This window comes from Shinella sp. AETb1-6, from assembly GCF_009826875.1.
Classification (GTDB): domain Bacteria; phylum Pseudomonadota; class Alphaproteobacteria; order Rhizobiales; family Rhizobiaceae; genus Shinella; species Shinella sumterensis.
Window position 1 is genome coordinate 63,300 of record NZ_WUMM01000009.1, and the last position, 25,416, is coordinate 88,715.

Here is a 25,416-nt window from a genome sequence, read left to right on the forward strand (position 1 = left end):
CTGAAGGCAGCCGGTACGCTCCTATTCATCGGGCCTGTTGCAAATTTTCTGCCGAGCCAGAATGGTGCCCTCGCGAAACATCTCCTGCAAGTCACGATAGCTAAGCGGGTAGCGCAAGCACCAGGCAACCGCCTGTACAATCCAGCCAAGCCTCGAAATGCCTGCCTTTGAAGTCATCCTTTGATTGGCGCTTCAGCTTCTCGGCAATAGCATTCAGAATCATGGGCTCGCTCCGCAACTTTCGGAGCGGCAAATTCCATGTCTATGATCAACGATGGGGGCAAGTCTGAAAATCTGCGACAAGGCCAGCCAAGCGCAATCGCGCGGACGTTCCACCGCAAATTCGTTGCAGCGCCGGCCAAACGCCGGCCCATTTCGACGCTGCACGCATGCTGCTCTGCCGCGGGCTTTCTTGAAATCGGTGGCGGCCGACGTTGGCCTTTCGCCGGCCGCGCGCTTCTCCGAAGCGTTCGAACGCCGGTTCGGTGTCGCCCCGCCGCGTTTCCCGCCCTTATCCCGCCATCGGCGGATTGAGCCGGGTGAAGCCTTCCTGCTGACGGTAGGGAAAATACGGATAGGGGGCGGTAACGGCGCTTGCCTCATCGAGCTTCGCGACGTGCCCAGGTGTCAGATTCCAGCCGACAGCGCCCAGATTCTGGCGAAGCTGCTCCTCATGGCGCGCGCCGATGATCACGGAGGACACAGTCGGACGCTGCAGGAGCCAGTTGAGTGCAACCTGGGGAACCGTCTTGCCGGTTTCCTCGGCGATCGCGTCGAGCGCATCAACCACGCGGTAAAGGCGATCGTTGTCGACTGGGGGCGCGAAGCGCTCGGTCGCGTGCAGACGACTACCTTCTGGCAGCGGCGCTCCCCGACGGATCTTTCCGGTCAGCCGCCCCCAGCCAAGCGGGCTCCAGACCAGCGCGCCAAGCCCTTGATCGGCACCCAGCGGCATCAGATCCCATTCGTAGTCGCGCCCGACCAGCGAGTAATAAACCTGATTGGCCACGTAGCGCGGCCAGCCGTGGCGATCGGCGACAGCCAGCGACTTCATAACCTGCCAGCCGGAGAAATTGGAGACGCCGACATATCGGACCTTGCCGGCACGTACGAGCATATCGAACGTCGAAAGCACTTCTTCGACCGGCGTACCGGCGTCGAAGGCATGGAGTTGCAGGATGTCGATATGATCGGTCTGGAGGCGGTGCAAGGCGTCCTCGACAGCGCGGATGAGCCGCAACCGCGAGGAACCGGAATCGTTCGGTCCATCGCCCATCGGCAGGCTGGTCTTGGTCGATATCAGCACGGCGTCGCGTCTACCCTTGATGGCCGCGCCAAGCACTTCCTCGGAAGCGCCATTGGAATAGACATCGGCGGTGTCGAAGAGGTTGACGCCGGCCTCCAGGCAGATGTCCACGAGGCGGCGGGCTTCGGTGGCATCGGAAGTGCCCCAATTGCTGAAAAGCGGGCCGGAGCCACCGAATGTGCCGGCGCCAAAGCTCAGGGCCGGCACCTTGAGGCCGGATTTGCCGAGCGGTCGATATTCCATGCAATGATCCTTTCGTCCATCGATGAGGCGGCGGCCGGGAAGCGCATAGGAATATGACGTGGGCCCTTGCCGTCGGGATACAGAGGTGACCGCCGGAATCGAATGCCAGGACGGGTGTATGGACGACCCAAATCCTGACCTTCATCCGGAATGACATTGTGGAAGATAGACGTCCAGCATTGGATGAAATAGAACATCTGAAGGAACATCATTTATGAGATGAACTCATCATGGCACGACCCGACGTCAACCGATCCAGCGAGATGGAGGTGTTCGTTCGCGTGGTCGAACTTGGTGGTTTCTCCCCCGCCGCACGGGCCGCAGGCATGACACCTTCCGCCGTCAGCAAACTGATCGCACGACTGGAAGCACGCCTTGGCGCGCGACTGCTCAACCGCTCGACACGGCAGCTTCAACTCACGCCTGAAGGCTGCGCCTTTTACGAACGGGTATCGCGCATCCTTGCCGATATGGAGGATGCCGAGCGAGCCGCTGGCGTCGGTGAGCAGGCGATCGGCCGCGTGCGCGTCAATACCAGCGCGTCCTACTTCAACCACATCCTCGCACCGGCGTTGCCGGAGTTTCTGACGCAGCATCCGGGCATCACGCTCGACATCGTGCAAACCGACGCGGTGGTGGATCTGCTGGCCGAGCGCACCGATGTCGCCATTCGCGCCGGGCCGCTGAAAAGCTCCAGCCTCGTCGCGCGCAAACTCGGCGAGACGTCACTGATCATCATCGCCGCCCCGTCCTATCTGGAGCGCTACGGCGAACCGCGCAGCATTGCCGATCTCGAGCAGCACAATCGTCTGGGCCTCGGTTATGCGCGGGAGGTGAATGGCTGGCCGCTTCGCGAGAATGGTGAAACCACCATCGTGCCTGTGACGAACCGGGTCCAGATTAGTGATGGCGAGGGGTTGAGGCACCTTGCCCTGTGCGGCGTGGGCCTCGCCCGCATTGCCGAATTCACCGTGCGCGCGGACATTGCCGCCGGCCGGCTTGCACCCGTCCTCGACCATCTCGATGCAGGCGCGCATGAGATATTTCACGCCGTCTATGTCGGCCAGGGGGGCCAGTTACCGTCGCGCATTCGGGCAGTGCTCGATTTTCTCGCGAGACGCGGAAGGGTCTCGTAAAGGCGTGCCCCTGCACGGGATGTAGCGCCTCGGGGTTTCGCCGGTCATCTGCCGGAAGAGCGCGATGAAGGCGCTGTCGCTGGCAAAGCCGAGTTCCGAGGTCACGCGGTGAACGACGCGCGTATCATCCGCAACATCAGCGGCGCCGGCTGGATGATCTCGAAATGATGAGGACGCTGTCGATCCGCCGCACGGCCTTCCTGTGGCTCGCCGGCCTGATGTCTGTCATCGGCATCTGCGCGGCGGCATCATCCTATCTCCTCGTTCAGAACGAAGCTGCCGATTTCCTAGACAATCAGCTCCGCCAGATCGCGCTCTATGTCGGCGATGAGCGGTCGGTGCTGACCGCAGGATCAGACGGCGCCGCACAGCACGACCCTGAGGACGATTTCATCGTCCAGGTCTGGGACGCCTCCGGTCTCCCGTCGCGGCAATCGCATCCCGCATTCGGGATCGCCCGGCAACCGGCGACCGGGTTTACCGATATCGCGACCGGCCGGGATCGCTGGCGCGTCTATACCCTGGCCCGGCCGGACCGGACGGTGCAAATCTCTCAGGACATACGTGTCCGGCAGGAGCTCGCCACCACGGCGGCACTCCAGGCGGCGCTCCCTATCATCGTGCTCATCCCGATGTCCTTGTTGATATTGGGCTGGATCATCGACCGGGTCATGGCGCGGCTCAAGCACCTGGCCGGCGCGGTCACCACACGCGACACGGCGGCAGAGGATCCGCTTCCGACCGTCGATGTTCCGACCGAAGTCGTGCCCTTCGTCAGCGCCATCAACCTGCTGCTCGCGCGGCTTCAAGCCCTGCTGGAGCGCCAGCGGCATTTCATCTCAGATCCGGCCCATGAGTTGCGTACACTGCTCGCAGCCTTGCAGATCCAGATCGACAATCTGCGCAATGACGACAGGCACGGCCGGTTTTCCGAACGCCTGACCGAGCTCGAGGCCGGGATCGGCCGGGCCACTGCGCTCGTCAGAAAGCTCCTACTGCTGGCGCGGTACGATGCCGAGGATGCGGCACCCGCGCCGCGACCGATCGATCTCGTGCAGCTTGCGCTGGACACGGTCGCACGCCTCGCTCCCCTAGCCGAAAGCAGAAACATCGACCTCGGCATCACCCGTCAGGACAGGGCCATCGCGATGGGAACACTGGCCGATTTCGAAGTCGTCCTCGACAACCTGGTGGAAAATACCGTCCGCTACACGCCGCCGGGCGGAACCGTCGATATTGCTGTGAGGATTGCCGGCCGGGAAGCCTGCGTTGAGGTGAGCGACACAGGCCCCGGCATTGCCGAGGATGACATGCCGCACATCTTCGAACGGTTCTTCCGCGCAAGGCCGCAGGAGAGCGAGGGAAGCGGGCTGGGGCTTGCGATTGCGAAGGCGGCTGCCGAAAGACAGGGTGCACGGCTCACGCTCGCCGCGCGCGAGGACCGGACCGGCCTCAGCGCCGCCTCCGTGTGACATTACTCTCAACACGCGGGTTTCACTGATAGATCAGAGCAGAGACAGAATGAAGTCCGGGCAAAATGAACACTTCGTCTGGTTGGAAAGAACGATATTCAGGTCGGCCATCACACGGGATCGCGTCAAAGTCCGTGAGCTCGTGTTGAAAAGACTTGGGTGGAGTATTGTGTTCTTGGTTGATGGATAGTTGGTTCGATACCGTGGTCTGTGCGATCTACCTCCGTGCCGGGTTGGAACGCCTGCTGGAGAGAAGCATGGCAGGCAGAGTCCTCGGTGGACACCTGCGCGTCTCTTCCCCTTGCTCATGTGACGACTGCCCGAACACTGGCTTCGCCTGGACGTGGCGCCCGGCGTCGCGGTCGTCGTCGGCCTGATCGCTAGCCCAGGTCATGACCCTTCATGACCTCCGTCATCCTCGCCGACATTGAGAGGCTGTTCGCCGCCATCCAATCGCTGCAGCCGAAACAGTGACCCAGGGTGGCTGTGCCTTGACCACACACGACGTTGACCTGAACCTCGCCACCATCGAATGGACGGCGCCCGAGGGTGCGCTATAGTCACGTCACGCTCTCTCAAGGGACTTGTGCATGATCAGAGACAGTGCCGGGACCGCAGCCCCTGCAACACCCGTCGGGGCGGAAGAACGGCGGTTGCGCCAGTATCTGGCGAGCATGGCGGCCGCCTTCAACGGGTCGCCGCTGCGCAGGACCCTGATCCTGCTTGCGGTGGGCATATTCGCCGTCATCCTCGCCACGGCCTATGGACAGATCATCCTCAACAGCTGGAACAAGCCGTTCTACGACGCGCTGCAGCAGCGCGACATGCAGGCTTTCCTCGCCCAGCTGCTGGTCTTCTTCGAGATCGCCGGGGCGCTGCTCGTTCTCAATATCGCGCAGCTCTGGCTCAACCAGATGCTGCACCTCAAGCTCCGGGAAGCGCTGACACGCGACATGATCGACGAATGGCTCGTTCCCGGGCGCGCCTTCAACCTGGCGCGGCGGGGGCAGATCGGCGTCAATCCCGACCAGCGGCTGCATGAGGACGCACGCCATCTGTGCGATTTGTCGGTGGATCTCGGCGTCGGCCTGTTGCAGGCAGGCGTCCTGCTCGCGAGCTTCGTCGGCGTGCTTTGGGCGCTTTCTTCAGGCTTCGTCTTCCATCTGTGGGGGGCTGCCTTCCAGATACCGGGCTACATGGTTTGGGCGGCGATCCTCTATTCGGGCACGGCCTCTTGGCTGAGCTGGATGGTCGGCCGTCCGCTGATCGCTCTCAACGGCGATCGTTACGCGCGGGAGGCGGATCTGCGCTATTCACTGGTGCGGGTGAACGAGCAGATCGACGCGATCTCCGTTTCGTCAGGCGAAGCCAGCGAGGCCCGACGGCTTCAGCGCGACCTCGGCACTGTCATCGCCGCAACGCGCCGGATCGTCTCCGCGACGGTACGCCTTGCCTGGGTCACTTCCGGCTACGGCTGGGTGACCATCGTCGCACCCATCATCATCGCCGCGCCGGTCTATTTCGGCGGCGACATGACGTTTGGCGGGCTGATGATGGCCGTCGGCGCATTCAACCAGTTCCATGCCTCGCTTCGATGGTTCGTCGACAATATCGGCTCCATCGCGGACTGGCGTGCGACCCTGCTTCGCGTCGCGGCATTCCGGATCGCGCTGCTTGATGCCGAGGATGCCGGTGGAGCCGCCGACCGCATCGCCGTCGTGCGCTCATCAGAGCCCGCCCTCGTGCTGGAGGAGCTGGAAATGGACGTACCGTCCGGGGCGGTACGGCTGTCGGAACCGCTGGTGACGATCCGCGCCGGTGACCGCGTGCTGGTCACCGGTGCGATGGGAGCCGGCAAGACGCTTCTGACGCATACGATCGCCGGGCTATGGTGCTGGGGCAAGGGCAGCGTCCGCCTGCCACACGATGGCAACGTCGCCTTTGTGGTGCGCGATCCCTACCTGCCGTCCGGTACGTTGCGCGCGGCTCTGTGCTACCCCCGCGACGCCGACGCCTATTCGACCGGAGAGATCGAAAACTGCCTGCGGCAGGCGGGGCTGGAGCGCCTCTCGCCGTCACTGGATCGCAGCGCTCGCTGGGAACACGAATTCGGCAATGACGAGCGTCGGATGTTGAGCGTCGTCCAGCTGCTGCTCCATCGCCCCGGCTGGATAGTGATCGACGATATCGGCGACCTGACCGCCGGTAGTGACGGAGAAAGGTTCGCGTCCCTGTTGCAGAACGCGCTGGCGGACGCGGCGGTCCTTGCGATGGGGACGGAACAAGCAGGCGGCGGCCTCTTCACGCATACCCTTCGCCTGCTGTCGACATTCAATCAGGCTGATGGTTCGCGCTGAACCGTGCCGTCGACATCGCGCCTGTAAGCCTGCGCAGCAAGCATGAGGGCCCGGGATTGCGCCGGATAAGTGTGGACCACCTCGGCCAGCGCGTCCATGCCGATGCCGGTACTCATGACGACGGCCATCTCATTGATCAGTTCGCTCGCTCGCGAGGCGACAATGGTCGCACCGAGGATCCTGTCGCTGCCTTCGGCCACGTGGATTTTGACAAAACCGGTCTCCTGCCCATCCGTGATGGCCCGGTCGACGTCGCTCAGCATCACCGTATAGCTCTTGATCGGGATGGCCCGTCGGCGCGCCTCCCAGACCTGCAGGCCGATATGGGCGATTTCGGGATCGCAGAAGGTGCACCAGGGGATGGCTGAACCGTCGTGGCGCTGCCCGGCCTGCTGCAGTGCGTTGCGCACCGCCATGCGCGCCGAGGACTGCGCGGCGTTGGTAAACTTCAGCGAGAGACACACGTCGCCGGCGGCATAGATATCGGAGTTCGTGCTGCACAGGAAATCGTCCACCCGAATGCCGCAGCCGGGCTCGAACGCCACATCCGCCGCCGCAAGATCGAGGTCCTCGACATTGGGGATCCGCCCCGTGCAGACGAGGATTTCATCGGCCGCGATCTCGCCCCTCACCTCATTGTTCAGGGTCTCCAGAATCTTGGCGCCCCCCTCGCGCCGCACCCCGACGACGGCGGTGTTCAGGCGGATCTCCATGCCGTCGCGGGCCATCGACCAGGACAGAATCTCGGCGGCGTCGCGCTCCTCGCGGGGAAGGAATTTCGCGTCGTTCTGTACGATCGTCACATGTGCGCCAAGCCGGCAGAAGGCCTGCGCCAGTTCGCAGCCGAGCGGCCCCCCGCCCATGACGGCAAGGCGTTTGGGCAGTTCTGCCATGTCGAAAATGGTATCGCTCGTACGGTAACCCGTCCGTTCGAGGCCCGGAGTATCAGGGATGCGCGGGCGGGCGCCCGTGGCGACGAGGGCCTTCCTGAAGGAAAGCCGCGCATCGTTGACTACAAGCGTGCGCGTGCCAATAAAGCGGGCCGCACCGAAGAAGATATCGATGCCGAGCGCGGCAAGATCATGAACCGAATGATAGACCGCGACGCGCGTGCGAATGCCGCGCATGCGCGCCATCACCTCGCCGAAATCGAGCGGGAGCTCGTTCGGGAGGGGTGCGCCGAAGGCGTCGGCGTCACGCATCCCGTCCCGGATCTGCGCCGTGCGGATGATCGCCTTCGACGGCACCGATCCGGCATTCAGCGAGTTGCCACCCAGATGGGCGCGCTCGATCAGCGCGACGGAAAAGCCGCGCCGCGCCGCCCACTCGGCCGCCTCCAGCCCCGCCGGTCCCGCGCCGACGACCACGAGATCGTAGATCGCCTTCGGTGGCGGGTCGATCCAGCCCGGCGGCCGCACACGTTGTAGAAGGCGAGCTTCGTCATCGGGCCCCGCCGCCCGCGGCCTGTTGCGTCGCATGTCTATAGCCACCCGCCTTCAAACCCGGCCCGCTTCAGCCCGTCGCGCACATATCCGCAACCTCGGACGATCTCCCAGATCAGCCCGGTGCGGTGATTTTCGAGCGACATGGCAAGAAGGCCCTGATCGAGCCCGTACCATCCCTCGGACAGCCACCCACCCGCTTCGCCGGACAGCGTCGGATTGAAGCCGCTGGAGAACCTGTCCTCGTGGCACACCTGCGGATAGCGCTCGAGAAGCCGGCGCGTGCCGGAAAGTGCTGCCTCCGGCGCGAAGGGCAGCGTCGCGAGCATCGCCCAGGGAGAGATCGTGCCGTCATCAGGCCCATAGGGCACGCCGCGCGACATGTAGCCGTAGAAGCGTCGATCCCGACCGCTCTGGTGCAGCGCCGCGACCGATGGACCATCTCCCGCCGTCACGCCCCAGAAATCACGGCTATAGCCTTCGAACGCGTAGGGATTGCGCTCACCATATTCACGGTGGATGGCGATGGCGCTCTTGGTGTTCTCGAAATAATCGCTGTTCTTCTCGCGCATGAAGGCGTCACGGATGCCGCGAAAGTCGATCCAGGCATGCGAAAACAAATGGGTGAAGAGCGGGCCGGAATAGAGCACGTTCCGGTCGAGAAGGTTTTCCCACTGGTAGGTCAGGCTCCACGTCTCGTAGCAGCTGGCCGCCAGCGGGAAGGTCGGCGATCCAAGCCCGAGGACATACAGGATCGTTGCCTCGTTGTAGCCCTCCCAGCCATAGTGGAGAAAACCGCATTCCGGTTTCCACCCCTGTGAGAGGCCGGAGGTCCCGTTCTGCGCCCAGCGCCAATCGACACGGCGGTAGAGGGCGTCGGCGTGGTCGCGAACCTCGCTCTCATCACCGCTACCATTGAAATAGCCAGCTGCCACCAGAACGCCGGCCATCAGCAAGGCGGTGTCGATCAGCGAGAGTTCGCATTGCCAGACGCGCTTTCCGGATTTCATATCTAGAAAATGATAATAAAAGCCCTTGTAGCCGGTGGCGTCGCCCTCTTCGCTTTGCCGGCTATTGAGGAAAAACCTGAGCACCTTGAGTGTTCGGTCCGCCGCTTCGCGTCGTGACAGCCATCCGTTCTGGGCGGCAACAGGATAGCAAGACAGAGCGAAGCCGACCACCGCGATGCTGCTGGGTGAGCCCGGTCGCGATGTGTCTGCAACCAGGCCGGTGTTTGCATCGGTATAGTCGACCAGATAGGAAAAGGCCGCTCGCTGAAGCCTCTTCACCAGGAGGTCGTCCGAGAGTTGCCTCAAGGCGTTCATCAGATTTTCCTAAAATGAATGGAGTCAGCCGATCACGACAGCGTACCATAGCAACTGCACTCTCAGGCGCAACCTGCATAGCAGGGTCGGAACAAGAGCAGTTCAAAACTGCGCGCACAGCTGCTTTCGCCTGTCGGTCCTGCTGGCGGCAAAGCGCTTACCCCACCGGCGTGAGTTGGATGTCTCCTTCCATCAATTTGACGAAGCGCAAGAACGCATTTCCACCAAACCGCGTTATCGTCGAGATCGAACGCAGCGTGCCTGCCTTTGGCGGAGCTCAGGGGACGTGTAGATGGCCGCAGACGCCATCGCGAAAAGCGCTCGCATGAGGCGGTCACGAACGGCGCTCGCCCGAACCGGGTTGCCGCGATGAAAGCAACACGATCCATGAGAGCAAGCCCCGTTCCGCCGAACAAGGTGCCGTGATGGTTGGTGTCTCCGGGAAAAACGATATCGATGAGACTGGTTGTCGAGCCGTGCTGCGCTGGCCCTTCTATCGTCGCGATCTCTGTCATCGGCACTGCCATCAGGTTGCGGCCGGGCAGTGGCATGACGCAGGAACTCGATATGGCAAGACTGGAGGCAATGACGACGGAAGTCCAATTCGCCGACGTTGTCGCGGCGACACCGCGGTTCCTTGAGAGCAAGGTGCGAGGCCGCATCCTAGTGCCGGTCAACCTGCAGCTTGGTTGAGACAACACTGGCGTGCGTGGGGTGACTTCGGCCTTAGCGAAAGCAACAGGGTCGGATATATCCAAGGCAATGGCCAGTGGTAAATCTTGTCACAGGCGGGTGTTCCCACGTCCATGCCGCCGCGCTTGCTTGGACGGCATCTACAATAGCGGCCTGCGCTATCGAAATTCAAAGGAAGCGAACGACTTAGGCAAATTTTGCCTAAGTCCCAACGCTTCGAATCTCTTCGAGAGCTCATGCGCGATATCGGGGCAAAACTCCCCCCAGCAGCCGGACACCCTCCGAAATCCGCTGCGCCGACATCGCGGCGTAGCCGAAGACAAAGCCTGCTCGCCGATCCGTCGCCCGCGAGAACAGACGCGAGATCGGATAGATGCCGATGCCTGCTTCCGCCGCCATCTTTGCAAGCCCTTCCTCATGGCATGCCTCGTAGCCGTGGAGCCAGACAACGACGTGGAGGCCGGCCGACGTCCCAACGACCTCCACGCGATCCGCGAATATGTCCGCCATGGCTTTGAGGAAGACGGCACGCCGTTCGCCGTTCATCCTTCTCATCCTGCGCACATGCCGTTCGTAGGCACCGCTTTCGATCAGTAAGGCGAGCGCTTCCTGCTCGAAGAGGGAGCTTTGTCGGTCGGCGATCTGCTTGCAGCGAACGAAGGGTTCAACAAGCGCCTCGGGTAACACCAGATAGCCGAGACGCAGGGTGGGTGAGAGCGTTTTCGACATGGTTCCGACATAGATCACCCGTCCCCTGCCAGTGAGATAGAGGGGTGGAATCGGCCGGACGTCATAGCGGTACTCGCCGTCATAGTCGTCCTCAATGATATGTGCGTTTCCCGCTTCCGCCCAGGCCACCAGCTCGCGGCGGCGGCTGGCCGGGAGAACGCCTCCGAGCGGGAACTGATGGCTCGGCGTGACCAGGGCAAGCGGATGCGCTCCCGGCTCGGGCAGTGCCGCGCTCATCATCCCATCGGCGTCGCAGGGAACAGGGGTCAACTGTGCGCTCAGGGCGGCAAAGACATTCCGCGCCATCGCATAGCAGGGATCCTCGATCAGCACCTTGTCACCAGGGTCGACGAGAACGCGTGCACACAGGTCAAGGGCCTGTTGCGAGCCGCTGACGGCAACGATCTGCCCGGCGTCGCACCGAATGCCGCGCGCCCGCCACAGATAGCCTTGCAGCGCCTGGCGCAAAGCCGTGCTGCCCGCCGGATGGCCATAGCCCAATCGCTCGCGGCGCGCGAGGACGGCTGCGGTCATGGCCTTGCGCCAAGCAAGCCTGGGAAAGTCATCGGGCGCGATATCGCCGTAACGGAAGTCGTATTGAAGGCCGCCCGCCGGCGGCAGGTTGGCGGGCAGCACCACCGCCCGCGCGGCGTAGGAAGAAAGGCGGGGTTCTGAAGGCTCATTCTTCGTGGAAGGCACGGCGCCGCTCGCTATATTGCCGGCGACCGTGGCTTTGGCGCCCTGGCGCACAAGGACATAGCCTTCGGAAATGAGCTGGTCGAAGGCGGTCGTCACCGTCGTGCGTGAAACCCCAAGTTCCTCTGCCAGAGCCCGCGTGGAGGGAAGCGGGTCTCCCGGCCCGTAAACACCGCTGGCGATCTGCTCGCGCAGGCCGAGATAGATGCCCCGCGCCGTCCCTGTCTTGTGTTTTTCCTTGTGCAACTGGACCACCCACAATCTTGCAAACTGGCTCTCCAACTTATGCCAGTTGCCTGCGATAATCACATCCGGTCAAGGAAGAAAACCATGTACACACCACCTGCTTTCGCCGTTCCAGACAAAACCGAACTTTTCGACATGCTCCGGCAATGTCCTCTCGCAAGCTTCATCACCGCCACGCCGGGCGGGCCGATGTCGACGCCGCTGCCGATGTTCCTGGATGAGGCCGAAGGGGAGATGGGCGTGCTCTACGCTCATCTCGCCCGACCGAACCCGCAATGGGCGGCAGAGACCATGGGCCACGGCCTCGCCGTGTTCATGGGTCCGGACGCCTATGTCACTCCCTCCTGGTATGCGGCGAAGGCGGAGCATGGAAAAGTCGTTCCGACCTGGAACTACACCGCGGTCCACGCATCCGGTCCCGTCGAATTCTTCGACGATGGCGAGCGGCTGCTCGATGTGGTCAGCCGCCTGACCGCGATTCACGAGAGGGGCCGATCCGTGCCCTGGGCGGTGACCGACGCCCCCGAAACTTTCATCAGGGCGCAACTGCGGGGGATCGTAGGTATACGCATGCCGATCGCCGCCTTGCAGGGGAAACGGAAGATGAGCCAGAACCGTCCGGCAGAGGACCGCAGGGGCGTCGCGCTGGGTCTTGCGGAGCGCGGCGAACGGCACGACCATGCGGTCGCCGGGATGACCAAGCCTTGAAACGCCGATGGAGAATGACGGAATGTTCGAACAACCGGTGATCGACGAACGCATTGCAACGATAGCCCCCGGCTTCCGGGCGATGAGCGTGCTCGTCGACGCGACCGCAGCCTCTCAGTGCGCGCTGGACCCGGATATCCTCGGGGATGCCTGTGCCGTCGTCTCCGCCGGCGGCCCGGCCTGGGCCGAAAGCCACCTGGCAAGCTGGGCGCAGGCCTATCAGCGTTTTGGCGCCAAGCCCAACCGCACACCCTGCTCGGCTCAGGCCCTGCGCAAGCGCGTGCTGAGGGATGGCCGCCTGCCGGTGATCAATCCCGTCGTCGATCTCTATAATGCCGTGAGCTTGCGTTACGCCATTCCGGTCGGCGGCGAGAACGCGGATGCCTATGCCGGGCACCCGTTTCTCACCATCGCCGATGGCACGGAGGCCTTCGATACCGTGATGAACGGCGAAGCCGTGATCGAGAACCCGGAGGCGGGCGAAGTGATCTGGCGCGACGAGGTCGGGGTGACGTGCCGGCGCTGGAACTGGCGACAGGGAACCCGCACGCGGCTGGAGCATGCGTCCGGGCGGATGTGGTTCGTCCTCGAGAGCCTGGACACCATGCCTGAAGAAGCGCTTCGGGGCGCGACTGCGATGCTGGTTGACGGTTTGGCCGACCTCATGCCGGGCAGCACCATCGTCGCGACAAGAGTGGCCCTCTCGTCAGCTAGCAATTGGCGAAAGCTGTATATGGCGGCGAGCCTTGGCGCTTGACAACCGCCGATCGCGTCGAAACGAACACTCTTCGCTGATCCGACCGGCGAAACAGCAAAACATTCGTGCCGGCAGCAGCGCGAGCATGGAACTGTCCTGCTGGGAAAACTTTTAGGCCAAGGGGGCGGTGCCGTCGGGTATCACGAGCAGCCCTCGAGCGATGTCTATGGCAAGTCGCTTGTCGAGCAGGCTTCGTCTTCATCGCCCATGGCCACAGACATCTTACCGTCGAGCCAGTGGAGAAGCGGATGAACGTCCGCAGGCTAACATCGAACCTCCAGCCTCGTCGCAACGATCTGAGAATAATTGGTGCCCTGAGGATCGCTGAAGAATAGGGTCGTGAGCATGGCCTGGTTCGCGGCAAGGATTTCATCCGAATTCGGCCGGACAACCTTCCTCGTGCAGCGCTTGAACCCTTCGCCGGACGTCTTCAAGTCGTCGTCCTTGAGAAAGTCGAGGGCAGTGTATAGGGAGGAATCGTAGACGCCGAAAACGATCAGCCCCGTCAGCGGCGTTTTCTCCGCTGGCTTCTGCGAGAAGGACAGAACCAGCGCGCCGTTCTCATAGGACGCATGGATGACGTCGGGCTTGGCGAGACGCACCGCTTTTCCATTGACGGTTATGTTCGTGTAGTAATTGTACTGCGCAAGGGAGTCGCGCACTGTCCTGGCGACCGCCGTCAGTTCCCCTGGATCGAGGGTTGAGTTCCCGTTTTTGTCGAAGTCCACCACCACGGATGAGGAGAAAAACTCGTCGAAGTGCCAGGTATCGCGCAGCTCGCGCAACGTCCCGTCAGCGCTCGCCACGGCCTCGAATTTCGCGTCCACGAAAATGTGGGGATGTGCGAATGCTGCTGTCGGCATGCCAGCCAGGAGCGACAGGATGGCGCCAGTAACCCGGCATCGAAATCGTTGAGCGGTCATGGGAAGTGACTGCCGGTGGATTGCGACCGATTTAAGTTCCATCGACGTCCATAGCTCATCGATGTCCGTGCTGGCCATGGTGGCACATCTCAAACCAAATTAATAGGTCCTGAGCCTAGCGGCTTGCTCCGCGCGGGCCAACGCTAGCTTTTGTCATGCCTTCCGCCGCAACAGTACGCTTACGACGAAAAGCGCACCAATCGAACTGGTCACCACGCCGACGGGGAGTTCTTGGGGCGGGAGCAGGATACGCGCGATGAGATCGCTGCCGAGGAGGAGGGCCGCGCCGAACAGAGCGCAGGTGAGCGCGAGGCGGCCGTGGAGCGGGCCGGCGAGGGGGCGGGCTACATGGGGGATCATCAATCCGATGAAGCCGATGACACCGGCGATGGAGACGAGGAGCGCCGTCGCGAAGCTCGCCACGAGAAAAGTCATGGTGCGCAGGCGCGCGACCGGGACGCCGAGGCTTTCGGCCGTTTCCTCGCCGCCGAGCAGTGCGTCGAGATGGCGGTGACGGATGAGCGCGTAACAGAGGACCAAGGCCGCCCCCGCGATGCCAATGCCGATGTTGCGCCAGCTTGCCAGCCCCAGCCCGCCCATTGTCCAGAACAGCACGGAATGGGCGGCGCGCTGGTCGCCGGAAAAGACGAGGTAGTTGGTCAGCGCGGTGAAGAGGAAGGAAACGGCGAGGCCGGCGAGGATCAGTCGCTCCGGCCCGTAGCCCTGCGTGCGGCGGATGAGGATCAGCACGACGGCGGTCGCGCACATGCCGCCGGCGAAGGCGGCGAGCGGCAGGGTGAAGATGCCAATGCGGTCGCCGATCCGCGTGATGACCGCGACCGCGCCCGCCGCCGCCCCGGCTGAGAGGCCGAAGAGGAAGGGGTCTGCGAGGTCGTTGCGGGTGACGGTCTGGAGCAGGAGGCCGATGACGCCAAGCCCCGCGCCAACCGCGATCGCAAGGATCGCCCGCGGCAAGCGCAGGTCCACCACGATCCGGTCGATCGGCCCGGCATCGCCGGATGCGAGCCCCAGCCCGCGTGCGAGCGATGCGATGACGTCGGCAAACGGGATGACGGTCGAACCGTAGACGACGGAGGCCGAAGCCAGCGCCGCGATGGCGAGAAGGGCCGCCGCCACGCCGATGCCGAAACGATGGCGCATGATCAGAAGGCGTCCGGGTGGAGAGCCTTGGCGATCTTGTCGATGGCGGCGATATTGTCGGGGCCGGGCGTCAGCTCCTCATAGCGCAGCGCCACGAAACGCTCGTTCTTCACGGCGTCCGTTTCCTTCATGGCGGGATGCGCCTTCAGGAAGTCGAGGAGCTTTGCGTAGCCGCCGCCGTCCTGGTAATCGAGTAGGACGAGGAACTCGGGATTGCGGGCGGCAACGGTCTCCCAGTCCGTATTGCCCCAGCTCGTCTCCATGTCCTCCATGATGTTCTTGCCGCCGGCCGCGGTGATCATCGCCGTGGTGATGGCGTATTTGCCCGCGGTGAACGGCTTGTCGCTCCCGGAATCGTAGAGGAACACGCGGGTGCCACTCCTGTCACCGACCTTCTTCTCGATGTCGGCGAGCTGCGTCTTCCAGCCCTCGACAAGCGCGCTCGCTTCGGCCTCCTTGCCGAAGATCTTGCCGAGCTTTTCCATATCGGCATAGAGCAGGTCCATGGAGGCGGCCGGGCGGTCCTTGTCGAGATGGATGCAGCTTTCGGTGAGGATCAGCGTCTTGATGCCGTGCGGGGCGAGCGTGTCGGGCGTCACCTCACCGCCGGGCTTCATGCCGTAGTACCAACCGGCGAAGAAGAAGTCGGGATCGGCGGCGACGAGGTTTTCCATCGTCGGATATTTCGGGGCAAGCTCGGGGATCGCACCCTGTTCCTGCTTAAACGCTTCGTCCGTCTTGTACCAGCCGGTGATGCCGGTCACGCCGATGATCGAGGGCTGGAGGCCGAGTGCGAAGGCCATCTTGGCCATGTTGATATCGTGGATCACCGCCCGCTTCGGTGCGGCATCGAAGGTCAGCGGCGCGCCGCAACTGTCGACCGTGAGGGGAAAGGCCAAGGCGGCGGAGGCCGCCAGCGACAGAAGGGAGGCGAGGATCAGGCGTTTCATGGAGAGGCTCCGGTGCTGCGAGTGAGGGGAATATCGAAGACGGTGAGCTGGCGATCCTCGTGCGGATGGGGCAGGCGCAGGAGGTCGATGCCGAAGACGTCGCGCACGACATGCCGGTCGAGCGTCTCCTCCACCGGCCCGCAGGCGACGAGCGCGCCCTGCTTCAGCACGGCGATCCGCGTGGCGAAGCCGGGGACGAGGTGAAGGTCGTGCAGGACGGCGACGATGGTGAGGCCAAGGTCGGCAACCAGCGCGAGAAGGGCGCCGCGGGCGCGGGGATCGAGATGGTTCGTCGGCTCGTCGAGGAAGAGGATGCGCGGCTCTTGCGCGAGCGCCCGGGCGATCTGCGCCCTCTGTCGCTCGCCGCCCGAAAGCGAGCCCATTTCGCGCCCGGCGAGGAGCGGCAGCTCCGTTCGCTCGAGCGCGTCCCGGATGATGGCGGCTTCCTCCGCGCCCGATCGGCGCGCCGTGTGCGGTATGCGGCCGAGCGCCACGTAGTCGCGGACGGAAATGCGATGGTCAGGCTGGTCCGTCTGCCCGACAACGGCAACGCGGCGGGCGCGCTTGACCGGCGGCATTGCCGACAGCGGCTCGCCGAAGAGGTTGACCGCGCCGGAGGTCGGCCGCAATGTGCCGGCGAGCATGCGAAGCAGCGTGGTCTTTCCCGCGCCGTTCGGGCCAATGATGGCGAGACGGTCGCCCGGCTCGACGTCGAGCGACACGCCGCCGACAAGCCGGTCGCCGGAGCGGGTCTCGTAGGTCAACCGCTGACCGGAAAGGATGCTGCTCATCAGACGAGTCCCCCGATATTCGGGATGCGGGCGATCGTCTTGCCACGAAGGCCGTCCGGCCGCTGGCCCTCGTTACACCAGCCGTCTGGAAGGTCGCGATACTGGCAGCCGAAGGCGAGCAGGGCCTCGGCATCACCCTCGGGGTCAATATCTCCGAAAAGGTAGGTGGCCTTGGCGGGCCCGGCGAAGGCGACGGCGAGCTGGCGCGCGCAGCCGGCGAGGCAGGCCACGGTCTCCAGGCGGAAGCCGCCGGCCGGCGCATGCGGGCCGAGCCGCGCCAAAAGCGCTGACGCGGCCGGCTGGCCGGTCGCGTCCTTGCAGCGGCTGCAGGCGATGATGGCGTAGGTCCCGGTCATGTCATCCTTCGGCAGGCCGGGGCTGGTGAAGGATGATCGGCCGGCGCGCGCGGACGCGGCAACGGCGTCACAACGTTCCCCGGCGCACCCCGTCCGGTTGCTGTGTCAGATGACGGCAGGTCTCCTGGCTTGCGGGTCGAAGGGCTTGCCGGCCTTCCCGGTCCAGAGACCAGTGGCATGGATGACAAGACCTCACCGCTTACAGTTGCGGGGGCAGCCACGGTTTCGGCCCCGTTCGGGTCGTCCTCACCGTGTTCCCTATTAATCCCTCCGGCTTTGCCTCGGGAACCGTCCGCCCCAGATAGGGGGCGAACGGAATGCCTGTCAAGCGAAAGGGTCACGCGGCACGCCGGTCCCAGCTTGTGAAGGGGTCTGGCAAATTGCGCCAAAGCTCCGGCTGAAACGCGTCAGTGTCGATAATGCAGGCGTCCAGTTCGGCCCGGATCTTCGCCTCGTCCATCGGATCGGCGCCGATGAAGACGATCTCCTGCCGCCGGTCGCCCCAGACCGGATCGAGATAGGGTTTCATCATGGCGAGGAAGCCGGGATCGCGCGGCCACTGCTCCTTCGGCACGGAGGACCACCACAGGCCCATCTTTCCGGTGCGTACGAGAGCGCCGGCCTGGCTGATCTCGCCGACATAGTGCGGCCGCGTCGCCAGCCAGAAGAAGCCTTTTGCACGCACGACGCCCGGCCAGGGCCGGTCGATGAAGTTCTGGAAACGCACGGGATCAAACGGCCGTTTCGCACGGTAGACAAAGGATCGGATACCGTATTCCTCGGTTTCGGGCACATGGTCCTTGAAACCGTGCAGTTCCTGGAACCAGAGGGGATGCTGCTCGGCCTTCTCGAAATCGAAGCGGCCAGTGCCCAGCACATCCTTCAGGTCGACCTTCCCGAAATCGACTTCGATGAGCCTGGCATCGGGATTGAGGGAGGCGATGATCTTGCGTGCGGCGTCACGCTGCTCAGGCGTCGCCATGCCGATCTTGTTCAGCACCACCACGTCGGCAAACTCGATCTGCTCGACCAGAAGATCGACGAGGGTCCGTTCGTCTCCGTCTCCGGCCGTCTCGCCACGATCGGAAAGGAAGTCCGTCGAGCTGTAGTCCTTGAGAAGATTGGCGGCATCGACCACCGTGACCATGGTGTCGAGCTTCGCCACGTCGGAAAGGCTCTGGCCGTTCTCGTCGCGGAAATCGAAGGTCGCGGCGACGGGCAGCGGCTCGGCGATGCCGGTCGATTCGATCAGCAGATAGTCGAAGCGGTCCTGCTCGGCTAATGCGCGTACTTCCGTCAGAAGGTCGTCACGCAGCGTGCAACAGATGCAGCCATTCGTCATCTCGACGAGCTGTTCTTGCGTGCGGGAGAGATTTGCGCCGCCGTCGCGCACAAGCGCGGCGTCGATGTTCACCTCGCTCATGTCGTTGACGATGAGCGCAACCCGCATGCCCTCACGATTGGCAAGGATGTGGTTGAGCAGGGTGGTCTTGCCGGCCCCAAGGAAGCCGGACAGGACCGTGACTGGAAGTTTCTTGGCCATTTAACACCTATTATGATATAACGTTACAATCTTGCTGTGTAAGATTTCATATGCTCGCTGTCCCGTCCGCTATCGGCAGTCAGCGCACAGTCCGTGAACCTCGATCGTCGTCGCTCTGATCTTGAAGCCGCTGCTTCGTGCGTGCTGTATCAGTGCGCTCTCGACTTTTGTGTCGTGGAATTCGTTGACCTTGCCACAGCTCTCGCAAATCTCGAAAGCGGTAATCCGGGGGTGGATTTGCCCATGCCGTGAATGGCAGCAGAGCACGAAGGCGTTCATGCTCTCAAGGCGATGAACGCGGCCCGCTTCAAGAAGCTTATCCAGGGCGCGATAAACCTGAAGGGGGGCCTTCAGCCCGTGTCCGCGAAGACGGTCCAATATGCTGTAGGCACTCAGCGGCTGCCGCGACGTCTCCAGCACCGAGAGAACGAGGCTCTGGTTCTTCGTCAATTTCAGATCGTAAACCTGGGCCGCTTCCGTCATCGTGCTTCTCCCAACCGCGAAAGGTGAGATCCGGAGCTGCCGCCTCAACTCCGGATCTGGGCACCCCGCTTTTAGTGCGTTGCGCCCGAACCGCCAACGGCGACGATCGAGAAGGGCTGGCCTTCCACCGAAACGGTACGGACCTCCTTCAGCGTTTCAGGGTCGACCACGCGAACTAGCGACTGGCGCGGGTCCGTGATCGCAATCTGCCCGTCGGCTACTGCCAGGCGCGGGCGTGGGTCTCTCCAGTGGCCGTCCTTGCTGTAGGGCTCTGTCACCCGCGCTTGGCGAACGATTTCCCCCTTCAGGACGTCGAGAACATTGATGTTGCCGTCTTCCGTCAGGATATAGGCATTCCGGGGATTGGCGTTGTCCAGCACGAAATCCACGCGCCGGGTCGGCAGTTCGACGAGGCGATAGGGTTCTTTTTCGTCGGGATCGATGATGACGAGCTTATCGTCCCCGTAGTTGCCGAGGAAGAACTGCATGGCCTTTCCGCCGAGCAGCGTGCCCGTGTAACCTTTCGGGAAGTCGGTCGGATAGGTGAGCATCTCTACGCTCGGACCCTCCGCACCACCCGGACGCGCGACGAGAACGCCTTCCTTGCAGCCGAAGGCCACAAGCCGGGCAGAGGTCGCCTCGCCATGAAGGTCGGTGCATTTGGCGACATCGCCGATCTGTTCGCCCTTATCGTCGAGAACGCGCAGGCCAACCCGCGGGGGCAGTTCATCCGCCTTGGTTTCGACTTCCGTGTTCGGGACCGAAACAAGGACATGACGCCCAAAGGTTACGGCGACGCCGTGGTGGGCCTTGATAGTATCGACCGCGCGCTTCTCGATCTTGCCGTCGAGAATGGCGGCTTCATCGATGATTTCCGCCTTGTCCTCGCGATCGTAGAACAGGATCACATGATCGTCGTGCGGGACGACATGGCCCGGACGCTGCCCCTCGAACTTCACGGGAAGGAGTGCCGGATCGCTGACCTCTATATCCTGGTGGTCGCCATGATCCGAGAAATTAATGCCTGTCTTGATAGCGTTGATGACATTGGCTTCGGTCTGCGCTGCAAAGACGATCTGCCCGGAGGCACTGGTGGTCAAGGCGGCATAACCCTGAACGTCATAGCTGCCGAGCTCCTTGCCGGTTTCGAAATCGATGACGCGGACGACAGGTTTCGTATGGTCCGCGACGAATAGCCTCCACGCTTCCTTCGTTTCGTGATCGTCATCGGCGAACGCTGCCGTGGCGGCCAAGGCAACTGTGGCAGCCACGGCCAGGGGATAGTTTCGTATGATATTTAGGCGCATCAAGGTCCCTTCCTATAAAATGATATGTGCTAACATAACCTGCTGTGCTTGAGAGGTTTCCCAATTGTTTCGTTCGGGGTATTCGCGCGCCCCGTCTACGCATTCCTCGGTCAACGGGCGAAAGCTCAACGCCGGTTTAGCTCTGAAAGAACGTTATTACATAACTTTCCATTTGACGAACGTAATAACATTACCTATCCAGTCGATGTCAACCCCGGAGTGGACATGACCGGTACGTGCTTGCATTTCGAAAACCTGACCCTCGGCTATCAGGGCCATCCCGCCGTGCACCACATAAACGGCGAAGTGACCCGTGGCGCGTTGACGGCAATTGTCGGTGCGAACGGGTCCGGAAAGTCGACGCTGATGAAAGGGATCGCTTCAATCCTGAAACCGATCGAGGGACGCTGCACGGTTTCATGTGATCGCCTTGCCTACCTGCCTCAGCAATCCGAGCTCGACCGCAGCTTTCCTGCGCGCGTAATTGACCTCGTTTCGATGGGTTTTTGGCAAAAGAGGGGATTGCTCGGGCGTATCACCCCGCAGGACAGGGCGGACATGGCGCGAAGTTTGAAGGCTGTGGGATTGACGGGCTTTGAAAAGCGTCCGCTCGACAGCCTTTCAGGCGGGCAGATGCAGCGGGCGCTTTTTGCGCGAACCATGCTGCAGGATGCCGACCTCATCCTTCTGGACGAGCCTTTCAACGCTGTCGACAGCCGGACGGTGCGTGATCTCCTCGATCTCATCAGGAGCTGGAGCCTTGAAGGCCGTACTGTGCTCTGCGTTCTGCACGACCTCGATCTCGTCCGGGCGCATTTTCCTCAAGCATTTCTTCTTGCACGCTCGCTCGTCGCCGCGGGGCCGACAGCAGGGGTGCTAACAGCCAATAATCTCGCTCGCGCACGGGACTTCCAGGAGGCTTGGGACGAGAAGGCTGGCCAGTGCGTGTCGAACCAATCCTTCGAACCACGCCAATCCGCCTTGGCGGACCGCGTTGTCGCCGTCGACGAGCACGAAGATGAACACAGAAGGGCTCGCGCGCGTGTATGAGTATCTGATCGAACCCTTCATTCGCTACGGTTTCATGCAGCGCGCCTTGTTCGGCTCGCTGCTTCTGTCGGCTAGCTGCGCGCCGGTCGGGGTATTTCTGATGCTGCGCCGCATGAGCCTTACGGGCGACGCCATGGCGCACGCGATTCTCCCTGGCGCGGCGATGGGATTTCTCCTCTTCGGTCTCGACGTCCTGCCCATGACATTCGGCGGCCTCGTCGTAGGGCTCTTGGTGGCGCTTGGATCGGGAGCCGTGTCCCGTTTCACCATCCAGAAGGAGGACGCCTCAATGGCGGCCTTCTATTTGATCTCCCTTGCAGTCGGTGTGCTGCTGGTGTCCTGGCGCGGATCGAGCGTTGACCTGATGCACGTGCTGTTCGGCTCCGTCCTGGCGCTTAACAATGACGCTTTGATCTTGATCGTGAGCATTGCAGCCGTGACCTTCCTTGCCCTTGCTGTCTTCTGGCGAGCGCTCGTCGCGGAATGCCTCGATCCGCTTTTCCTTCGCTCGGTGAGCCGTATTGGCGCGCCGGTGCATTTCCTCTTTCTGACGCTCGTCGTGCTCAATCTCGTCGGCGGGTTTCAGGCGCTCGGCACGCTCCTCTCCGTCGGCTTGATGATGCTCCCGGCCGCTGCCTCCCGGTTCTGGTCGAGCCGTGTGGGGCCAATGTGCCTGATCGCGGTGGGAATCGCAGCGGTCTCCTCGCTCGGGGGGCTCCTTCTTTCCTATCATGCGTCCATGCCGTCGGGCCCCGCGATCATTTTTACCGCAGGCGCCTTCTACGTCCTTTCCACCCTGGGCGGATCCAGAGGCGTTCTTCGCAACGCCTTCGCTTCCTCCCGCCATAAGACAGCCTGACAGCAAAAGGAGATCTCCATGTTCAGGACGTTCCGCATCGCAACCTATGCCAGCCTGCTCGCGCTTTCCGGCGGCTTTGCCGCGACCGCAACGGCGGCCGAACTCAATGTCGTGGCAAGCTTCTCCATCATCGCGGATTTCGCCAAGAACGTCGGCGGCGAGCGTGTCGAGGTGAAGACGCTCGTCGGCCCAGATGGCGACGCCCACGTCTACGAACCGCGCCCGGCCGATGCGGTTGCGCTCGAAGCCGCGAATGTCGTGCTCGTCAACGGTCTCGAATTCGAGGGGTTCATGAAGCGCCTGATCGAGACGAGCGGCACGAAGGCGCCCGTTGTCGAAGTGACGAAGGGTATCGAGCCGCTGAAGGCCGAGGAAGAAGGGCATCATCATGACGAAAAGGCCGGAGAAGCCGGCCACAACCACGAGGGCGACGAAAAGGAAGAGGCCGGGCACGACCATGCCCATGAGGGCCATCATCATCACGGCGAATTCGATCCGCATGCCTGGCAGTCGATTCACAATGCCGAGATTTATGTGAAGAACATCGCCGACGCCTTCTGCGAGGCCGACAAGGCGGGATGCGCCACCTACACCGCGAACGCGGACGCCTATGTCGCAAAGCTGGAAGACCTTGAAAAGGAAGTGAAGACGGCGATCGAGGGGATTCCGGCCGATAAGCGGACCGTCATCACCTCCCATGATGCGTTTGGCTATTTCGAACACGAATATGGGCTGAAGTTCATCGCCCCCGAGGGCATCTCGACCGAAGCGGAGGCGTCGGCAGCAGACGTCGCCAAGCTGATTGATCAGGTGAAGGAAGACAAGGCATCCGCGATCTTCCTGGAAAACATCACCAATCCGCGCCTCATCGAGCAGATTTCAGCCGAAACCGGAATCAAGGTTGGCGGCACGCTCTATTCGGACGCGCTTTCCGGCGAGGACGGTCCTGCTTCCACCTATCTCGACATGTTCCGCTACAACGTCGAGACGCTGAAGGCTGCCATCGTCGGAAGCTGATCGAACGGCCTGCCCGGAGATAGCCGGGCAGGCCTCATTGTCCGCACGGAGCAGAAACAGGACGATTGCAATATGTTCGGCCGCGTTTTCAAGCGACGCAAAGCGAAACGGGAAGCACCACCCGAGGATGGAATGCTACGCATCTACGACCCGGTGCCTGTGACGCTCCTGACCGGCTTTCTGGGCTCGGGAAAGACGACACTGCTGAACCAGCTTCTTGACGATCCGGAAATGGCGGGCACCGCTGTCATCGTCAACGAGTTCGGAACAGTACCGGTCGACCATGATCTGGTACGAATCGGATCCGAGTCCTATTTCCGGACAACGACGGGCTGCATATGCTGCACGGCCGCGAGCGACATCCGTGTCTCGCTTTACGAACTGCACGAGGCGCGCCTCACGCAGCAGGTTCCGCCGATCTCCCGTGTGATTATAGAAACCACAGGCCTTGCCGACCCTGCGCCTATCATCAACAGCCTTATACCGGGAGGGGCACAAGCGCTTGGTCTTCGTGATCACGTTGTTGCGCGTCAGTTTTTCCTGAGCGGCGTTCTGGCCACCTTTGATGTCCTCGCGGGTCGTGAGACTTTGGATAGATTGATCGAAGGGTGGAAGCAGCTCGCCTTTGCCGACCATATCATCCTGACCAAAACCGACATTGCCGGAGATTCGGCTTCATGGACCGAAGAGCTGCGTGATCTCAACCCGGCCGCTGCATTCCATGACTGCCACGCGTCCGGGTTTTGTGTGGGGAACCTCATCGGCACGCGTACCTATTCGGTGCAAGGCAAAGCAGAAGATGCCCCCGGCTGGCTCGCAATGGAGTCGATGTCGATCCCTAGTCATCACCAACACGACCTGAATCGTCACGGCGACAAGGTTCAGGCGATCAGCCTGACGCACGACGAACCGCTCGATGCGCGCGCCGTCATGACCTTTCTCGACATCGTTACGAGCAATGCGCATGCCGGGGTTCTTCGTCTGAAGGGCATTTTTTTGCTGACGGACCAACCCGGGCAACCCGCCGTCGCGCACGCAGTTCAGCATCGCCTTTATCCGATAAAGCGGCTCGAGCGATGGCCCGAAGGCAATAGAAACACACGGCTTGTTCTCATCGGGCAAGACATGCCGGAAAAGCAGATCAGGGTGCTTTTCGAGACGATCACGCCGCGACCTACCCGTATAGAGAGAAGGCTGGCATGAGCCGTGCTTACGTCAATCCCCTGGCGCGTCGCCAGCCGGCTGTTGTCGCGTCGGCGAGAGCGATCAAGGCGTGGACTCGTGAGTTCTTGGCTCTCGGCGATGACATTGTCGTATCCGTCAACGAGCTCTCATGCGCGCTACCCGATTGCCCGCCCAAGGAGACAGTCATCCTTGTGATGTTCCCCGGGCAACCGCCGATCCAAGCTTCCATTCACAAGGTAATGCCCGATGTCACGCATGACGATATCGCCGCCGCCTTTGAACAGGGAGTTCTGATCCGTTCAACACCTGGGTTATAGGTGCGCGCCTCAGAGATGGGTCATGGCGGAGCGATGGCGTAATCCTGCCATTGCCGGGGCAGTGGCAGTTGAGGATCGATCTGCTTATCGGCGATTTCGACATGGTCAAGCTGCAGGGCGTGGTCGAAGTCAAACCATAACCGAATCGTACGGATTGCGGGGCGTGAGTTCAAATTCTCCAACGTCTCTCACCACACGTTATCGCTATTGCGAATGCAAGGGAGGGTGCCGCGGAAAGCAAACTTCTGGCAGTGCTTGTCCTGAGGCCGTCTAACAGACGTGACGTTCAGGTGGGTGTCAGGAACGATCGGCAACGGAGAAAGGCTGTGACTAGGCTTGGTTTGAAGGGAATAGGCGAATGACG

23 protein-coding genes, 1 pseudogene and 1 riboswitch are annotated in these 25,416 nt (G+C 62.4%); of the genes and pseudogenes, 11 read left to right on the plus strand and 13 right to left on the minus strand.

Features of this window, described 5'->3' with window-relative positions:
- Positions 1-69: 69 nt before the first annotated feature.
- Together GR158_RS16825 and GR158_RS16830 are read right to left on the minus strand one after the other, a co-directional pair.
- A pseudogene (locus tag GR158_RS16825) lies at positions 70-223 on the minus strand (IS6 family transposase); the annotation flags it as partial.
- Positions 224-511: 288 nt separating this feature from the next.
- Positions 512-1,549 (minus strand): aldo/keto reductase, encoded by a 1,038-nt coding sequence (locus GR158_RS16830; protein WP_160871877.1) that lies wholly within the window; start codon positions 1,547-1,549, stop codon positions 512-514.
- A gap of 230 nt (positions 1,550-1,779) precedes the next feature.
- Between GR158_RS16830 and GR158_RS16835 the strand changes: the two genes are divergently transcribed.
- From GR158_RS16835 to GR158_RS16850, 3 genes are all read left to right on the plus strand, one after another.
- A complete protein-coding gene (locus GR158_RS16835) occupies positions 1,780-2,685 on the plus strand; it encodes a LysR family transcriptional regulator (RefSeq protein WP_160871878.1) in 906 nt (301 codons plus the stop codon).
- A gap of 164 nt (positions 2,686-2,849) precedes the next feature.
- On the plus strand, positions 2,850-4,157 hold the full coding sequence (locus tag GR158_RS16845) for an ATP-binding protein (protein ID WP_160871879.1): 1,308 nt from the start codon (positions 2,850-2,852) through the stop codon (positions 4,155-4,157).
- Positions 4,158-4,747: 590 nt separating this feature from the next.
- Complete coding sequence (locus GR158_RS16850) at positions 4,748-6,514, plus strand: ABC transporter ATP-binding protein/permease (protein WP_160871880.1); 1,767 nt, start codon at positions 4,748-4,750, stop codon at positions 6,512-6,514.
- Here the strand turns inward: GR158_RS16850 and GR158_RS16855 are convergent.
- Complete coding sequence (locus tag GR158_RS16855) at positions 6,493-7,992, minus strand: mercuric reductase (protein WP_160871881.1); 1,500 nt, start codon at positions 7,990-7,992, stop codon at positions 6,493-6,495. The genes GR158_RS16850 and GR158_RS16855 overlap by 22 nt on opposite strands.
- Positions 7,993-7,994: 2 nt before the next feature.
- Positions 7,995-9,281 (minus strand): glucoamylase family protein, encoded by a 1,287-nt coding sequence (locus tag GR158_RS16860; RefSeq protein ID WP_160871882.1) that lies wholly within the window; start codon positions 9,279-9,281, stop codon positions 7,995-7,997.
- A 456-nt stretch (positions 9,282-9,737) separates the two neighbouring features.
- On the opposite strand from GR158_RS16860, the gene GR158_RS25185 reads away from it, so the two are divergent.
- Positions 9,738-9,974: a hypothetical protein gene (locus GR158_RS25185; RefSeq protein ID WP_202402322.1), complete on the plus strand. Its 237-nt coding sequence runs from the start codon at positions 9,738-9,740 to the stop codon at positions 9,972-9,974.
- A gap of 234 nt (positions 9,975-10,208) precedes the next feature.
- Here GR158_RS25185 and GR158_RS16875 read toward each other — a convergent pair whose 3' ends face one another.
- Positions 10,209-11,654, minus strand: coding sequence for a PLP-dependent aminotransferase family protein (locus tag GR158_RS16875; RefSeq protein ID WP_160871884.1), 1,446 nt, complete (start codon positions 11,652-11,654; stop codon positions 10,209-10,211).
- Between the two features lie 75 nt (positions 11,655-11,729).
- Here GR158_RS16875 and GR158_RS16880 point away from each other — a divergent pair, with 75 nt between their 5' ends.
- Positions 11,730-12,353 carry an FMN-binding negative transcriptional regulator gene (locus tag GR158_RS16880; RefSeq protein WP_160871885.1) on the plus strand — a complete coding sequence of 208 codons (624 nt, stop codon included), beginning with the start codon at positions 11,730-11,732 and terminating at the stop codon, positions 12,351-12,353.
- Positions 12,354-12,375: 22 nt separating this feature from the next.
- Positions 12,376-13,110 carry a B3/4 domain-containing protein gene (locus tag GR158_RS16885; protein ID WP_160871886.1) on the plus strand — a complete coding sequence of 245 codons (735 nt, stop codon included), beginning with the start codon at positions 12,376-12,378 and terminating at the stop codon, positions 13,108-13,110.
- 263 nt (positions 13,111-13,373) lie between these two features.
- Here GR158_RS16885 and GR158_RS16890 read toward each other — a convergent pair whose 3' ends face one another.
- From GR158_RS16890 to aztD, 8 genes are all read right to left on the minus strand, one after another.
- On the minus strand, positions 13,374-14,033 hold the full coding sequence (locus GR158_RS16890) for a DUF1007 family protein (RefSeq protein ID WP_160871990.1): 660 nt from the start codon (positions 14,031-14,033) through the stop codon (positions 13,374-13,376).
- A gap of 153 nt (positions 14,034-14,186) precedes the next feature.
- Complete coding sequence (locus tag GR158_RS16895) at positions 14,187-15,194, minus strand: iron ABC transporter permease (protein ID WP_160871887.1); 1,008 nt, start codon at positions 15,192-15,194, stop codon at positions 14,187-14,189.
- Between the two features lie 2 nt (positions 15,195-15,196).
- Positions 15,197-16,144, minus strand: a complete 948-nt coding sequence (locus tag GR158_RS16900; RefSeq protein WP_160871888.1) for an ABC transporter substrate-binding protein — start codon at positions 16,142-16,144, stop codon at positions 15,197-15,199.
- A complete protein-coding gene (locus tag GR158_RS16905) occupies positions 16,141-16,935 on the minus strand; it encodes an ABC transporter ATP-binding protein (RefSeq protein ID WP_160871889.1) in 795 nt (264 codons plus the stop codon). The genes GR158_RS16900 and GR158_RS16905 overlap by 4 nt, the downstream gene beginning before the upstream one ends.
- Positions 16,935-17,291 carry a DUF1636 domain-containing protein gene (locus tag GR158_RS16910; RefSeq protein ID WP_160871890.1) on the minus strand — a complete coding sequence of 119 codons (357 nt, stop codon included), beginning with the start codon at positions 17,289-17,291 and terminating at the stop codon, positions 16,935-16,937. The genes GR158_RS16905 and GR158_RS16910 overlap by 1 nt, the downstream gene beginning before the upstream one ends.
- A 96-nt stretch (positions 17,292-17,387) precedes the next feature.
- A riboswitch (cobalamin riboswitch) is annotated at positions 17,388-17,599 on the minus strand.
- 29 nt (positions 17,600-17,628) lie between these two features.
- Positions 17,629-18,834: a zinc metallochaperone GTPase ZigA gene (gene zigA / locus GR158_RS16915; protein WP_160871891.1), complete on the minus strand. Its 1,206-nt coding sequence runs from the start codon at positions 18,832-18,834 to the stop codon at positions 17,629-17,631.
- A gap of 69 nt (positions 18,835-18,903) precedes the next feature.
- Complete coding sequence (locus GR158_RS16920) at positions 18,904-19,317, minus strand: Fur family transcriptional regulator (protein ID WP_160871892.1); 414 nt, start codon at positions 19,315-19,317, stop codon at positions 18,904-18,906.
- Positions 19,318-19,388: 71 nt separating this feature from the next.
- Positions 19,389-20,624 (minus strand): zinc metallochaperone AztD, encoded by a 1,236-nt coding sequence (gene aztD, locus GR158_RS16925; RefSeq protein WP_160871893.1) that lies wholly within the window; start codon positions 20,622-20,624, stop codon positions 19,389-19,391.
- Between the two features lie 225 nt (positions 20,625-20,849).
- Here aztD and aztA point away from each other — a divergent pair, with 225 nt between their 5' ends.
- The 5 genes from aztA to GR158_RS16950 all read left to right on the plus strand — a co-directional run bounded on the left by aztA (position 20,850) and on the right by GR158_RS16950 (position 25,052).
- Complete coding sequence (gene aztA, locus GR158_RS16930; protein WP_160871894.1) at positions 20,850-21,674, plus strand: zinc ABC transporter ATP-binding protein AztA; 825 nt, start codon at positions 20,850-20,852, stop codon at positions 21,672-21,674.
- Entirely contained in the window at positions 21,643-22,533 is an 891-nt protein-coding gene (gene aztB / locus GR158_RS16935) for a zinc ABC transporter permease AztB (protein WP_202402323.1), read from the plus strand. Before aztA ends, aztB begins: the two co-directional genes overlap by 32 nt.
- 18 nt (positions 22,534-22,551) lie before the next feature.
- A complete protein-coding gene (gene aztC / locus GR158_RS16940) occupies positions 22,552-23,550 on the plus strand; it encodes a zinc ABC transporter substrate-binding protein AztC (RefSeq protein ID WP_160871895.1) in 999 nt (332 codons plus the stop codon).
- Positions 23,551-23,682: 132 nt separating this feature from the next.
- On the plus strand, positions 23,683-24,753 hold the full coding sequence (locus GR158_RS16945) for a GTP-binding protein (protein ID WP_246665691.1): 1,071 nt from the start codon (positions 23,683-23,685) through the stop codon (positions 24,751-24,753).
- On the plus strand, positions 24,750-25,052 hold the full coding sequence (locus GR158_RS16950; protein WP_160871897.1) for a hypothetical protein: 303 nt from the start codon (positions 24,750-24,752) through the stop codon (positions 25,050-25,052). Before GR158_RS16945 ends, GR158_RS16950 begins: the two co-directional genes overlap by 4 nt.
- Positions 25,053-25,416 lie beyond the last annotated feature (364 nt).

Excerpts from the sequence above, each read along its gene's own strand:
- GR158_RS16855 (WP_160871881.1), bottom strand. The coding sequence starts at position 7,992 with ATGCGACGCAACAGGCCGCGGGCGGCGGGGCCCGATGACGAAGCTCGC.
- GR158_RS16900 (WP_160871888.1), bottom strand. The coding sequence starts at position 16,144 with ATGAAACGCCTGATCCTCGCCTCCCTTCTGTCGCTGGCGGCCTCCGCC.
- GR158_RS16885 (WP_160871886.1), top strand. The coding sequence starts at position 12,376 with ATGTTCGAACAACCGGTGATCGACGAACGCATTGCAACGATAGCCCCC.
- aztC (WP_160871895.1), top strand. The coding sequence starts at position 22,552 with ATGTTCAGGACGTTCCGCATCGCAACCTATGCCAGCCTGCTCGCGCTT.
- GR158_RS16880 (WP_160871885.1), top strand. The coding sequence starts at position 11,730 with ATGTACACACCACCTGCTTTCGCCGTTCCAGACAAAACCGAACTTTTC.
- aztA (WP_160871894.1), top strand. The coding sequence starts at position 20,850 with ATGACCGGTACGTGCTTGCATTTCGAAAACCTGACCCTCGGCTATCAG.
- GR158_RS16895 (WP_160871887.1), bottom strand. The coding sequence starts at position 15,194 with ATGCGCCATCGTTTCGGCATCGGCGTGGCGGCGGCCCTTCTCGCCATC.
- GR158_RS16920 (WP_160871892.1), bottom strand. The coding sequence starts at position 19,317 with ATGACGGAAGCGGCCCAGGTTTACGATCTGAAATTGACGAAGAACCAG.
- GR158_RS16950 (WP_160871897.1), top strand. The coding sequence starts at position 24,750 with ATGAGCCGTGCTTACGTCAATCCCCTGGCGCGTCGCCAGCCGGCTGTT.
- GR158_RS16850 (WP_160871880.1), top strand. The coding sequence starts at position 4,748 with ATGATCAGAGACAGTGCCGGGACCGCAGCCCCTGCAACACCCGTCGGG.
- GR158_RS16890 (WP_160871990.1), bottom strand. The coding sequence starts at position 14,033 with ATGACCGCTCAACGATTTCGATGCCGGGTTACTGGCGCCATCCTGTCG.
- GR158_RS16830 (WP_160871877.1), bottom strand. The coding sequence starts at position 1,549 with ATGGAATATCGACCGCTCGGCAAATCCGGCCTCAAGGTGCCGGCCCTG.
- GR158_RS16910 (WP_160871890.1), bottom strand. The coding sequence starts at position 17,291 with ATGACCGGGACCTACGCCATCATCGCCTGCAGCCGCTGCAAGGACGCG.
- GR158_RS16845 (WP_160871879.1), top strand. The coding sequence starts at position 2,850 with ATGATGAGGACGCTGTCGATCCGCCGCACGGCCTTCCTGTGGCTCGCC.
- GR158_RS16860 (WP_160871882.1), bottom strand. The coding sequence starts at position 9,281 with ATGAACGCCTTGAGGCAACTCTCGGACGACCTCCTGGTGAAGAGGCTT.
- aztB (WP_202402323.1), top strand. The coding sequence starts at position 21,643 with ATGAACACAGAAGGGCTCGCGCGCGTGTATGAGTATCTGATCGAACCC.
- GR158_RS25185 (WP_202402322.1), top strand. The coding sequence starts at position 9,738 with ATGAGACTGGTTGTCGAGCCGTGCTGCGCTGGCCCTTCTATCGTCGCG.
- aztD (WP_160871893.1), bottom strand. The coding sequence starts at position 20,624 with ATGCGCCTAAATATCATACGAAACTATCCCCTGGCCGTGGCTGCCACA.
- zigA (WP_160871891.1), bottom strand. The coding sequence starts at position 18,834 with ATGGCCAAGAAACTTCCAGTCACGGTCCTGTCCGGCTTCCTTGGGGCC.
- GR158_RS16945 (WP_246665691.1), top strand. The coding sequence starts at position 23,683 with ATGCTACGCATCTACGACCCGGTGCCTGTGACGCTCCTGACCGGCTTT.
- GR158_RS16835 (WP_160871878.1), top strand. The coding sequence starts at position 1,780 with ATGGCACGACCCGACGTCAACCGATCCAGCGAGATGGAGGTGTTCGTT.
- GR158_RS16905 (WP_160871889.1), bottom strand. The coding sequence starts at position 16,935 with ATGAGCAGCATCCTTTCCGGTCAGCGGTTGACCTACGAGACCCGCTCC.